Origin of the sequence: Actinosynnema sp. NPDC020468 (assembly GCF_040642015.1) — a bacterium.
Lineage (GTDB): Bacteria > Actinomycetota > Actinomycetes > Mycobacteriales > Pseudonocardiaceae > Actinosynnema.
Map to the genome: position 1 here is coordinate 36,100 of NZ_JBFAEO010000037.1, position 13,273 is coordinate 49,372.

The window sequence follows — 13,273 nt, forward strand, 5'->3', positions numbered from 1 at the left end:
CAAGCGTCGGGATCCGGCACCCCCGGGCGCCGCGTCCGAGTCGGTCGTCCAGGTGCGGCACCCCGGGCGCCGCACCACGTTCCCCCGCGTCAGGCGTCCAGGTCGAGCAGGTCGGCGGCGGCGGGCCGCGTCCGGGCCGGGATCGCGTCCGGTCCCGCGCCGCTCGCGGCGCGCAGGCGTTCCACCTCGGTGGCGAAGTCCGCGAGCGTCGGGTGGTCGAACAGCGAGCGCAGCGGCACCGCCACGCCCATCTCGTGCGCCACCCGCGACACCAGCCGGGTCGCCTTGAGCGAGTGGCCGCCCAGGTCGAAGAAATCGGCGTCGCGGCCGACCCGCTCCGCGCCCAGCACCGCCCGCCACACCCCGGCCAGCGCCCGTTCCACGGCGGTCCGCGGCTCGGCGTCGGCGCCGCTCTCGGCCACCGGCTCGGGCAGCGCCCGCAGGTCCAGCTTCCCGTTGCGGGTCAACGGGAACGACTCAAGCGGCACCAAAGCCGACGGCACCAGGTAGTCCGGCAACGCCTCGCGCAGCGCGGCGTCGACCGCGTCCACCAGCGCGCCGTCGGCCGGCACCACGTACCCGACGAGCCGGGTGTCACCCGCCGCGTCCTGCTTCGGCACCACCACCGCCTCGCGCACCAACCGCGTCGCGAGCAGCGCCGCCTCCACCTCGCCGGGCTCGATCCGGAAACCGCGGATCTTGACCTGCCGGTCGAGCCGACCCAGGAACTCGAACGTCCCGTCCGACCGCAGCCGGGCCAGGTCGCCGGTGCGGTAGAGCCGCGCGCCGGGCGGACCGCCGAGGTGGTCGGGCACGAACTTCTCGGCCGTCGCGGCGGGCGCGCCGACGTAACCCCGGGCCACGCCGTCGCCGCCGATCACCAACTCCCCCGCCACGCCCTGCGGCACCGGCTCGAGGTAGGCGTCCACCACGTACATGGCGCTGTTGTCCACCGGCCGGCCCAGCGGGACCTTCACGTCGGCGCCGGCGCAGCGGTGGCTGGAGGCGAACGTGGTGGTTTCGGTCGGGCCGTAGCCGTTCACGATGTGCGCGGGTCCGTCGGGACGCGCGGCCAGCGCCGCGATCGCCGTCGCGTCGGGCTGCTCGCCGCCGAACACGAAGTACCGCAGGCCGTCCAGGGCTCGCGGCGCCTCCCGGGCCACGTGCATGGCCAGCGACGTGGTGAGCAGCAGCACGTCGATCCCGTTGCCGCGCAACCACTTCTCGAGAGCGGGACCGTCGAGCACCACCTCCTTGGGCAGGCCGACGAGCGTGCCGCCGTTCAGCAGCGCGCCCCACACCTCGAACGTGGCCGCGTCGAACGTGGTCGTGGACGCCTGCGCCACCCGGTCGCCCGCGGTGAACACGACGTACCCGGTGTCGAGGACCAGCCTGGACACGTTGCGGTGCGTCACGCACACGCCCTTGGGCCGCCCGGTCGAGCCGGAGGTGTACATGACGTAGGCCAGGTCGTTCGGGTCGACCGCGCGGCCGGGACGGTCCGCGACGGCGGGCACGCCCACCCGCACCACGTCGACCCCGGGCAGGCCCGGCTCGCGGTCGCTCACCACCACCCGCGCGCCCGCGTCCGCGCACAGCGCCGTCAGCCGGTCGACCGGGTAGTCGAGGTCCAGCGGCAGGTACGCGCCGCCCGCCTTGAGCACCGCGAGCACCGCCACCACCCAGTCCGGCCCGCGACCCAGGAACACGCCGACGGGTTCGGCCGGCAGCAGGCGCGCCAACCCGTTGGCCCGCTCGTCCAGCTCGCGGTAGGTCAGCACGACGTCGCCGTACTCCAGCGCGGGCTCGTCCGGGCGCTCGTCCACGACCTGTTCGAACAACGTCACGAGCGAGGCGTGCGCCGGGTAGTCGGTCGCGTTGTCGTTGAGGACGCGGGTGAGCCGCTCGCGCTCGGCGTCGGGCAGCAGCGACCGGTTCGACTGCCGGGCGTCCGGCTCGGTCGTGATCTGCCGCAGCACCACCAGGAACCGGTCGAGCAGGTCCAGCACGTCGGCCCGGTCGCGCAGCGCCGTGCGGTAGCGGACCCAGCCGGTGAGCGGACCCTCGCCGCCGTCGGGCAGCTGCACCTCGAGGTCGTACAAGCCCTCACCGCTCGTGCCCTGCGCGAAGCCGAACTCGCACCCGCCCGCGCTCCCGGCGGGCGCCAACGGCGGCGGGCAGGCGAACACCAGCTGGAAGATCGGGTGACTGGCCAGGTCCCGGCCGGTGGTGAACTCGCGGACCAGCGCGTGGAACGGCACGTGCCGGCGGTCGAGCGCGGTGAGGACGGCGTCGCGCACGTCGCCCATCGCCTCGCGCGCCGTGGGGTCGAAGCCGAGCGTGACGCGCAGCGGCAGCATGTTCACGAAGTAGCCGACGACACCCTGGGCCTCCGCCGCCTCGCGCCCGGCCCACGGCGTGCCGACGACGAGGTCGCGGTTGCCGGTGAGCCGGTGCACCAGCAGCGAGAAAGCCGTCAACAGCACCATGAACGCCGACGACCGCTGCTCCCGCGCCCACCCGCGCACCGCGTCCGCGAGGTCGGCGGGCACCACCAGCGGCACCGTCTCGGACCGGTGGTCGCCCGTGCGGGCGCGCGCACCGGGCAACTCCGCCGGGTCCGGCAGGTCGACCAGGTCGGCCGCCAGTGCGCGCACCTCGCCGCCGGCGCTCGGGTGCGGCAACGCGCGGTACGGCGTGGGCGCCGCGGCGAACTCCGGCTCCCGCCCCTCGACGGCCGCCGCGTACCCGGCCAGGATCTCCTCCTGGAGCACCGGAACCGACTCGCCGTCCACCGCGATGTGGTGGATCAGCAGCACGAGTCGGTGTTCCAGCTCGGACAACCGCAGCAGGATCACGCGCAAGGGAGACACCGCGAGGTCCAACGGCCGCGCGACCTCGTCGGCGAGCACCTCGGCCGCGCGGTCCGGAAGAGCGGAGAAGTCCGCCGGGCGCACCACTTCCCCCGCGCCGGCCAGGTCGTGCACGGTGATCGACAACGTCGCCGGCAGCACCCGCGCCACCAGACCGTCCTCGCGCGACTCGTACACCGTGCGCAGCGGCTCGTGGCGGCGCACCACCGCGGTCAGCGCGGCGACCAGGGCGTCCCGGTCCAGCGGACCGCGCACGGTCACGTGCACCGGCACGGAGTGGAACGTGCTGCCCGGCACCAGCTGGTCGAAGAACCACAGCTGTTCCTGGCCGGGGGACACGGGGTGTTCGGTCACCGCGCACCTTCCTTCACGCAGTCCCGCACGGCGGCGAAGACCTGCGACGGGTCGTCCTGGACGGAGAAGTGGCCGCCGGGGTGGACGCGGCACGCGAACGCGGCGGTCGTGCGGTCGCGCCACGCCCGCGCGTGCGCCACCGGCACCAACGGGTCCCGGTCGCCGACGACGACGGTGAGCGGCACGTCCAGCGGCGGCCCGACGTCCCGGTAACCGGCGCACAGCGCGAGGTCCGCGCGCAACGTCGGCAGCACGAGCGACAGCAGCTCGGGATCGGCGAGCAGGGCAGGCGGCGCGCCGCCCAGCTCGGTCATCCACGCGATCAACCCGTTGTCGTCCAACAGGTGCGCGTCCCCGCGCGGCATCAGCCGGGGCGCGGCGGCGGCGGACAGCACGACGTGCGCCACCTCGTCTAGCCTGCGGGCCAGCTCGAACGCGATCACCGCGCCCATGCTGTGCCCGAACAGCACCACCGGACCCAGGTCGCGCACCGCCTCCGCGAGCGGGCCGACGACGTCCGCCACGTCGGTCAGCGCCGGTTCGCCGAACCGCCGTCCCCGACCGGGCAGTCGCACGCACCACAGCTCCACGTCCTCGCCCAGCCCGTCCGCCCACGGCCACCACACCACCGTGTCGCCGCCCGCGTACGGCAGGCACACCAGCCGCAGCCGCGCGCCCGGCCTGTGCTTCGGGCGGTGCAGCCACACCGAGCCAGTCGTCCCCACGTCCACGCTCCCCTCGTCGTGTCGGTTCCGACGCTAGGTAGCGGCCCTTCGCGCAGCCTCCGGGAACCTTTCAGGCGGCCTTCGGCTTTCCTTCCCCCGACACGGCGGACGCCCAGGCGCCCCAACGGATCTCGGGGTCGTCCGGGCGTCCGGTCGCCGCGGCGTCAGCCGGCCTGGAGGTCGCCCTCCGGGTCCGCCGACGCGGGGCGGACGCCGATCTCGGCCATCCGCTCGGCGTAGAGGTCGTAGCGGCGGCGCGCCTCGCCGTAGCGCCGGGCCTCCCTCAGCGAGCGCACCAGTTCCAGGTGCGCGCCCTCGTCGTACGGGTCGAGGTCGAGCAGCCGCAACAGGTACCCGACGCGTTGGTCCACATCGGACACCAGGCCGACGAGGCTGCGCAGCACCGAGGCGTGCACACCGCGCACCTCCTCGCGCGGCTGCACCGCCCAGTCCTCGTACAGGTCCTCCACGAGGAACTCGCCGTGGTGCAATTCCTCCGCCTCGGCCAGCAGCGCCGGCCCCGCCGGGTCGCCGTGCCGCTGCGCCGCCCTGGCCGCCTCGGCCGCGGCGAGGAACCGCTCCACGTCCACGTCCACCACGGCCAGGTCCAGCGCCACCGCGTTGCGGTCGGCGACCACCGGACCGGCGTCCGCGCGCCCGCCGGACAGCACCGCCCGCAACGTGGACAGCAGCACGGACAACCGGTTGCTGCTGCGGTCGGACGTGGCGTCCGGCCACAGCAGCTCCACCAGCCTCGACCGCGCCACCGGCCGACCCCGGTTCGCGACGAGGATCTTCAACAGGTCTCGGGCCTTCTTCGACTGCCACTCCGTGGTGGCCACCGGCACGCCGTCGCGCAGGACCTGGAACGTGCCCATCGTGCGCACGGCCAGCCACGACGGCCTGGGTCTGCTCGCGCCCAGCACGTCCGCGGTGCGCGCGTCGTGCCGCACACCCAGCCGGGCCAGCACCACCTCCGCGCCACCGGCCGCGCCGCAGCCGATCCGGCTCGCCGCGAGCAGCGCGGAGGCCTCGCCCACCGGGTCGCCCGCCATCCGCCACACCGCGACCGCCTCGGTGAGCAGTCCGGACGCGGTGGCCGGGTCGCCCGCGCTCAACGCGGCCAGCTGCAACGAGTCCGCGAGGCTCGCCTGGTCCCTCCGTCGCCCGGCCAGCGCCCGGGCCGCGGCGGCGTCCGCGCGCGCCGCCTCCCGGTCACCGCGCACCAGCGCCACCCAACCGCGGGCCAGCAGCGCGCCCGCCTCGCCCCAGCGCAACCGCGTGCCGCACTCGACCGCCTCGTCCGCCAACTCCCGCGCCGCCTCCGCGTCGTCCGCCGCGCGGATCCGCGCCAACCCGGCCAGCACCGCCACCCGCACCGGCGGGCACCCGCCGTCGGCGCCGGACAGCGTGCGCGCCTCGTCCAGGTAGGCCTGCGCCTGGTAGGGCTCGCCACGACGGCGGTGCACCTCGCCCAGCACGAGGAGCCCGTCCAGCACGTCGCGCGACACGCCCTGGTCCTTCCACATCGCCTGGCTCCGCCGCGCGTCCTCCAGCGCCTGGTCGAACCGGCCGAGCTTGGCCGCCGCCCGCGCCCGGATGCCCAGGCAGAACGGCTCGTGCCCGGTGATGCCCGCCTGCCGGCCCAGGCTCAGCACCTCGTCCACCTCCCGCGCCGCCTCGGCGGGATCGCCCTCCTCGGCGGTGAACCAGGCCCGCTCGGCGCGGACGGCCAGCGCGAGGGACGCGTTGTCCGCCCGCCGCGCCTCCAGCAGGGCCTGCCCGTGGTGCAACTCGGCCAGCACCCGGTCGCCGTCGTAGGCGGCCAGCAGGGCCTGCGCGCGGTGGCTCCACGCCAGCGCGGTGCGCTCGCCGCAGCACGCCGCCGCCGCGATCACCCGCGCGGTCACCTCCCGCGCCTGCGCCACCTCGCCGCTCTCCCGCAGCCACCGCACGGCCAGCGCCAGCAGCCGCACCTCGTCCAGCGACCCGCCGTCGGTGAACACCGCGCGCCGGAACAACCCCAGCGCCTGGTCGGTGCGCCCGGTCAGGTGGTGCAGCTGACCCATCCGCCACGCCATGCACGGCAGCACCGGGCCCTCGCCTACGGCCTGCTCGTAGCAGCGCAGCGCGCCGACCCAGTCGCCGCGCTGCTGCTTGGCGTAACCCCACACCAGGTGCAGCCGCGGGTCGCTGTCGGCGGTCAGCGGCATCTGCTCCATGGCCGAGAGCACCGCGCCCACGTCGCCCGCCGCGATGATCTGCTCGTCGCGGCGCAGCAGCAGGAGCGCCACCTCGTCCCACAACCCGGCGGTCACCAGGTGCCGCAACGCCTCCGAGTGCTCGCCGATCCGCTCGCCGAACCGGGCCGCGCGCAGCCGCAGCTCGCGGGCCGACCCGTCGTCGTCGGCCAGCAGGTCCCGGATCGGCTCCGGCACCACCCACGCCGTCACGTCGCCGGGATCGGCCGCGAGCAGCCCGCGGCGGGCCAGCTCCGGCAGCAGGGTCGGCGCGCCGGCGTGCCCCAGCGCGACGCACAACCCGGCTTTCGCCTTGCCCAGCAAGGCGATCTCGCGCAGCAGCCGGCGGGTCGACTCGGGCTCGTCGGCCAGCACCCGCCTGGCCATCCCGACCAGCGACCGGTGCGCCGACCCGTCGTCCTCCGGCGGCACGTGCCCGGCCCGCACCGCGTCGGCGTGCACCACCACGGCCGCGGGCCACCCCGCCGTCCGGGTCCAGATCGCGTCGACCACCTCGGGCCGGGCGTGCGACCCGACCAGGGCCGCCACCTCGTCGCGGGTGAACGCCAACTCCGCGGTGTTGACCTCCCACACCGGCTCGGGCAGCTCCCAGGTCAGCGCCGTCCTGGTCAGCAGCACCAGCCGCAGCAGCGGGCTGCTCATCCGGCACAGGCCCTCCAGCAGGCGCGCGCCGTCGCTGCCCGGCGCGAGCACGCCCGCCTCGTCCACGACGAGCACGAGCGGCTCGTCCAGGCACACCTCCAGCAGTCCGCACACCAGCGTCGTGACCGCCTCCACACGCGCCGCGCCGTCGTGCCCCTCACCGTGCCCGGTGGTGGTGAGCAGTTCGGCGGGCAGTCCCGGCAGCCGCACGCGCAGGGCGTGGAACAGCGACCGGGTGAGTCGTTCGAGCCTCACTTCCTCCTCGGCGATGCCGAGCCAGCAGGCCCGTCGTCGGGCAGCCCACGCCGCGGCGGCGGTCGTCTTGCCCCATCCCGGGCCACCGACCACGGTGACCACCTTGTGCTCCACCGCGGCGTCCAGGGTGGCTGTCAACGCCGGCCGGTCTATCAGTCGCGGAGGAAAGGCCGGTAGGCCCGTCCGCTGTGCCACATGCTCACGCATGTCTCTCCCCCAGGTACGCATCCAGACCGGATACGGTTCCATCCCAGTCGGCCAATGAACAGGCACCGTCACGGCCTATCAGCAGAAGGCACCCGAGGGACCATTTTCATCGGAAATCCGAATAGCCGGCGCGGCACCTGCCCGTCCGTGCCACCCTTGCCGGTAAAGAGGGTCGTCCGGCGGGTCGGATACACCGCGATTCGGCCCTGCCGACTAGTCCGACCGGCGGTCCACCACCGATCACCGAAGCCCTTTCCGGCAATATTCGGCATCGGGTTTCCCACCAGCTGAGCCTACGTTGTCCGCACCGACGTCGAACGCCTCGGACAACCCGTTCGGACGCACCGGGCTGCACCAGGCCACCGGTACCGGTCCGCCACCACCGGCGTCACCTCCCGAGTCGCTTACGACCGATTCCTGACGAATTCGACGCGGCTACCGGGCGCAGTGGAAGATATGCAGCGAGTGACCGTCGCGAAATCATAGCCGGCCGATACTTCCCCTTCACCCGAACCGTTGTAGCCGCTATACACGGCCACCCACCGGCCGCGCGCCGGCCGGATCCGAGGTTCACTCGAACAGCTCAGGTCGGCCGGCCGGTATATTCACCCGAATCGAGTAGAAACATCGGCGCGGCGATACCGGAGGGCACCCGGTCGGCGCCGACCCGCCGGTCCATTCGGCCCGCCGGGCCCCGTCGGCCCCTCATTCGGGCGACCTTCGGGTGGCCTGAGGCCGATCTTCGCCCGGTTCCGACCGGCCGGGACCGGGCGCACCCGCAACGAGTGCCCCGACGCGCGACTGCCGGCTGCTCGCGGCGTCCCCGCAGGTCAGCGGGTGCCCGCCGGAGCCGGAAGGCCACGGACAGCATTCCGTGAACCCACCCTAAGACCCGCTTCCTAGCGTTCCGCACCGGATCGGACCCCGGACCGCAGGGTTCGAACCTGCGGAGAAGGGAGCGAAATCTCATGGAACGCCCCGGCGACGAGCCGACCACACCGGTTCCGACCGCCACCACGACGAAGACCGGCGAACGCCCCGCCGCGACCGCACCGAGGGATAACCGGTGGAGTCCGGCGATAATCATTCTGGGCATCGCCGCCGTCGCCTACGTGATCTACAAGCTCCCGCCCTACCTGAGCCTGGACCCGGCCAACTCCCGGATCCCACCGGAACACCCGCTGCACTTCGCCCTCCTCTCCGGGCACGTGCTCGCGGGCTCGATCGCGCTGCTGACCCCGGTCATCCAGTTCTGGCCGTGGCTGCGCCGCAAATACCCGACCCTGCACCGGATCAGCGGGCGAATCTACGTCTTCGCGGGCGCCCTGCCCTCGGCCGTGCTCGCGATTTCGATGTACCCGGTAACCCACGGACCGGGTCGGGTGGCCGTCCTGGCCGCCTCGATCCTGTGGACCTACACGGCCCTCCTCGGCCTGCTGACCGCGCGGCGCAAACAATACGCCGCGCACCGCCGCTGGATGGTCTACAGCTACGCGATCATGTGGGGCTACGGGGTCTGGGTCTTCGTCTACGCCAACCTCTTCGTGACCCTGGGCATCAGCATCCCGACCGCCGTCGAGGCCGCCCGCTGGGGAGGGTGGACGAGCAACCTCCTCATCGCACACTGGTGGTTGGAACGGACCGCCGGCCGCACCATCGCGGGCGGCGTGAAACGCCGGACCCCGAAGAAATCCCCGTCGACCACCCCGCAACCGACCGCACACTCCACTCCGGCGCCGGCCGCACCCTGACCCCCGTCGACCCCGGAGGAGTCCCCGGGCGACACCCGGAACACCGCCGCGCCGCGCGACCGTCCACTGTGGAGGGTCGCGCGGCGCGGTCCGCTACCGGGACTCGCGCACCCACTCGTCCCACCGCGCCACGAGCACCCGGTCACCCGCCCGCACGGCCAGCTCGCGCAACCCGGCGGGGTCGAGGTCGCCCACGTCGAGCTGCCGGGCGACCCGCTCGACCCGCGCCCACGTCCGCGCGCCGTCCACCCGCGACCGGGTGCCCAGCAGCGCGCGCACCCGGTGCAGCAACGCCTTCCGGCGCGCCCGCACGTCCTCGCACCACGGCTGGAAGAACCCGCTGCCCCGCACCACGAACGACCCGAGCCGGTGCCACGGCAGCGCGCCCTCCGGGCCGAAGTGCCCGGCCGGCAGCACCACGCGCAGCAGGCCGCCGGGCAGCCGGACCAGCCGGTGCCCGGAGAGGTCGTACCGGTCGACCCACTCCCGCGCCCGCTTCTCCGCCACGTCCGGGCTCGCCGAGGCCTGCTCCTGCTCCAGGACGCCGACGACGTCGGGCGTCGACTCGACCAGCGCGCCCAGGTCCGGGTCGGCCTCGCCGACCGCCTGGCTGTAGGCCAGGTACCGGGTCGCGCCCGACCGGGACACCCCGCGCACCACGATCAGCGGCAGGTAGGCGAGCTCGGGCGGCCCGAGCAGGTGCGGGTCGTCAATCCGGTCGGGCAGGTTGAACCGGGCCCGGTCCGGGTGGCCGGACAGCGCGGGCAGCGCCGCCGGGTCGAAGCTCCAGCGGGTGAACAGGGTGTGGAACCGGCCGCCGCCCGGCAGCTCGTCGGGCGGGAGCAGGGTCACCTTGCGCGAGTCGTAGCAGACCTTCGTCAGCGGACGGCTGGCGTAGCCGTCGAAGTACAGCTCGCGCCGGTCCTCGTGCGCGACCTCGTACCGCAGGCCGTCCCGCACGGACCGCAGCCCGATCTCGGTCAACCACCAGCGGCCGTCGGTGTGGCCGAGGTGGCCGACCGCGGCCAGCGCGCGCAGCGCCCGGTCCACCAGCGGGGGTTCCAGCGCGAAGAACGCGGCCAGCTCGTCCGTGGTGGACAGCGCGGCCTCGGCGATGCCGCGCGAGAGGTAGCGGTCGATGAGGTCGTAGTCCGCGGCGTCGACCACCGTGGCCCGCACCGTCACCTTCCACACCGGCATCAGCAGCGAGTGGAGCTGCGTCGGCACGACCTCGCGCTCGAACGCGGCGTCCTCCAGCGTGCGCTGCTCGGGGTAGTCGAACACCCTCGTCCCGGCGCTCATCGCCGCTCCACCCGGCGCAGGACCTCGTCGTACCGCCGGATCCCGCCGGAGGCCGCCACGTGGTCGCGCAACGCCACCGCCAGCGCGCGGAACCCGACGTCGCGCGCGGACGTCAGCGTGTCCAGGTCGCCCACCAGCACCAGCTGCTCCTTGGCCCGGGTGAACGCGACGTTGGCGCGGCGCAGCTCGCGCAGGAAGCCCACGCCGCCCTCGGGGTTGCTGCGGGTGAAACCGTAGAGCACCACCTGCCGCTCGCCGCCCTGGAACGAGTCGACCGAGCCGACGTTCAGCCGCACGTGGTCCTCCTTGCCGATCAACCGCACGATCGCCGCCGTGACCGCCTTGACCTGCGCGGTGTAGGGCACGATCACCGCCCACTCGCGACCCGCCCGGTCGTAGTGCGCCGCGAGCAGCGCCAGCAGCTTCGCCTCGGCCGGGTTGTGGTAGCCCTTGCGGCGGTGGTCCCGTTGCGCGGCGGCGTGTTCCCGCCGTCGGTGCGCGGGCAACCCGGCGGTGTCCACGAACACCAGCGGGCCGCCGAACAGGGTGTCGTCGTGCACGTGCTCGCCCGCGGTCCGCACCGCGCCGCCGTAGAACGCCCGCGAGCTGAACTCGGCGATCACCGCGGGCATCCGGCGCTGCCACGTCAGCGGCACGACGTTCGTCGCGGGCAGCCGATCCACGAGGTGCTCCAACGCGCTGCGCGCGAGCAGGTCGCGGATCCGCGGGTCGGCCGTCTCCCGACCCCAGGACTCGACGTCGGAGTCGAGGAACGGCGGCAGCTGCTGCTGGTCGCCGACGAGCACCGCGCGCCGCGCGCGCACCAGTGGCACCAGCAGGTCCGCGGTGCCGATCTGACCGGCCTCGTCCACGATCGCGAGGTCGAACTCGACGTCCGCCAACTCCGCGCGGGACGCGGTGCCGATCGTGGTGCTCGCGATGACGTGGGCGTACCGGATCAGCTCGGGGTGCAGCTGCGTCGTGGCGCCGTCCACCTCCCGCCGCCACTCGCCGAGCAGCCGCGCGCGGGCCCGCAGCACCGGCAGCCACGCCTGGAACCACGCCACGAGGGCGGTCAGGTCCCGCGCGGTGCCGGCCGGGTCGTCGGGGGTGTCGCGGACCGCGGGTGGCGGCGCGGAACCACCGGCCGCCGCGCGGGAGGCGCGGGCGGCGTCGAGCGCGGCCTCCCGGGCCTTCCCGGCCGACGCGCGCCGCCGCCCCAGCGCCCAGACCGCGCTGCGCACCTCCGGCGCGTGGTCGGTGACCTCCGCCAGGTGCCGTCTGGCCTGCCCCAACGCCTCGGCGCGGTGGTGCCGCTCCGCGTCGAGCCCCTGCGCCCCCGCCTCGAGCGCGGTCGTCCGCCGCCGGGCCCACCGCCCGACCAGCGGAACCGGGACGAGCCGCGCGACGCGCCCGATCGACCGCCGCACGCGCGTAGACCGCGCGTCGAGCTCGACCAGCTCCGCCTCGATCCCGTCCACCGCGGCCTGCGCGGCGCCGCCCGCACCGCGCCGGGCCACGTCCACGTCGACCTGCGCTCGGTCCACGTCGGCGAAGGCGGTCAGCAGCACGTCCACCCGGGCGGTCAGCTCCTCGGCCCACTTCCGCGCCACCTCGGGGTCGGAGATCTCGCGCAACCCCCGGTCGACGCCCGCGAGCACCCGGCCGCGCAACTGCCGGGCCTGCTCGTCCAGCAGGTAGGGCCGGCCCTCGTCGGTGACCACGCCCGGGTTGCCGACCCGCACCACCACGAGGTCCGGTGACAGCCGGGGCAGGATGTTGTCCACGGCCCGGTTCGAGTGGGAGGTCACGAGCACCCGCCGGCCCGGCCGGGTCCACCCGTCACCGGTCGCCGCCGCGTTCGCGACCTGGCTGATCACCCGGGTCTTGCCGGTGCCGGGCGGTCCGAGCACGAGCATCAGGTCCTCGACCGCGAGCGCGCGCCGGAACGCCCGGAGCTGGTCCTCGTCCAGGGTTTCGGACGGCGTGTCGGCCGCCTCCCCGAGCGGCAGGGTGCGGGCGTCGACCAGGACCGACAGCAGGTGCGGGTTGAGCGAGCGCCGGCCGCGCAGGGTGGTGATCGCCTCCCGCTGCTTCTTGAACACCACCGTGCTCGTGGTGGCCTCCAGCTCGCCGGTTTTGGGCAGCCGCCGCCAGTCGACGGCCTCCTCGAACCGGATCGTCGCGGATCGACCGTCGACCCGCTGCACCTGGCCGCGGTACTCGTCGTAACCCCGGATCCGGACGAACGCGCCCTCCTCCGGCAGTTCCGGCCCCGCGATCGTGAAGCCGTACACCGCGTGCGCGCCGTGGCGCTGCTCCCCGACCGGCGACACGTCGTGGTACCGGTGCGGCCGCTCGTCCTTCTCGGCCGTCGCGATCCGCTCCGCCGCGTCCACGACCTGCTCCACGGTGTCCAGGAACGCGCCGTGGTGGGGCGCGAGCGCCGGCGCGACCTGCGCCTGCACGAGCCGGTCCCACCGCTGCTCGATCTGCGGCCAGAACGCGTCCGCGTCCTCGCGCAGTTCGCGCACCGCGTCCACCCGCCGCCAGCCCCGCGGCCGCAGCGACAGGTGGTGCCGGGCGAGCCGGTGGTGGTCCCGGACCCGCAGCGGGTCGACCCGCTTGACCAGGTACCCGCGCCCCAGGTGGGTCGGCTCCAACCGGGCCACCCAGGTGGCGCCGTGCACCAGCAGGGTTCGCCTGCCGGTACGCCGGTCGGGTTCGTCCACCGCGGCGGGCACGCCGACCGGCGACGCGGACAGCTCGGCGACCAACCGGTGCACGCTCGGCGGCAGCCCGGGGTGGCGGACCACCTTCTCCCGCAACCGCAGGTCGTCCTCGGCGGACGCGACGAGGTGGATCACCCCGCCCAGGGGTAACGCGTCGGAAGGCACCGTGCT

6 protein-coding genes are annotated in these 13,273 nt (G+C 74.6%); 1 reads left to right on the plus strand and 5 read right to left on the minus strand.

The genetic code is table 11. The features are described 5' to 3' along the window. Positions 1 to 89: 89 nt before the first annotated feature. From AB0G50_RS24755 to AB0G50_RS24765, 3 genes are all read right to left on the minus strand, one after another. Complete coding sequence (locus tag AB0G50_RS24755) at positions 90 to 3,227, minus strand: amino acid adenylation domain-containing protein (RefSeq protein ID WP_360112655.1); 3,138 nt, start codon at positions 3,225 to 3,227, stop codon at positions 90 to 92. Next, positions 3,224 to 3,952 carry an alpha/beta fold hydrolase gene (locus AB0G50_RS24760; protein WP_360112657.1) on the minus strand — a complete coding sequence of 243 codons (729 nt, stop codon included), beginning with the start codon at positions 3,950 to 3,952 and terminating at the stop codon, positions 3,224 to 3,226. The genes AB0G50_RS24755 and AB0G50_RS24760 overlap by 4 nt, the downstream gene beginning before the upstream one ends. 164 nt (positions 3,953 to 4,116) lie before the next feature. Next, on the minus strand, positions 4,117 to 7,248 hold the full coding sequence (locus tag AB0G50_RS24765) for a BTAD domain-containing putative transcriptional regulator (RefSeq protein ID WP_360112659.1): 3,132 nt from the start codon (positions 7,246 to 7,248) through the stop codon (positions 4,117 to 4,119). Between the two features lie 1,037 nt (positions 7,249 to 8,285). Between AB0G50_RS24765 and AB0G50_RS24770 the strand changes: the two genes are divergently transcribed. Beyond that, on the plus strand, positions 8,286 to 9,068 hold the full coding sequence (locus tag AB0G50_RS24770; protein ID WP_360112661.1) for a DUF2306 domain-containing protein: 783 nt from the start codon (positions 8,286 to 8,288) through the stop codon (positions 9,066 to 9,068). Positions 9,069 to 9,161: 93 nt separating this feature from the next. Here the strand turns inward: AB0G50_RS24770 and AB0G50_RS24775 are convergent, their stop codons facing one another. Both AB0G50_RS24775 and AB0G50_RS24780 read right to left on the minus strand, forming a co-directional pair. Further along, a complete protein-coding gene (locus tag AB0G50_RS24775; protein ID WP_360112663.1) occupies positions 9,162 to 10,370 on the minus strand; it encodes a hypothetical protein in 1,209 nt (402 codons plus the stop codon). After that, a complete protein-coding gene (locus tag AB0G50_RS24780) occupies positions 10,367 to 13,267 on the minus strand; it encodes an AAA domain-containing protein (protein WP_360112665.1) in 2,901 nt (966 codons plus the stop codon). Before AB0G50_RS24780 ends, AB0G50_RS24775 begins: the two co-directional genes overlap by 4 nt. Positions 13,268 to 13,273: the final 6 nt, after the last annotated feature.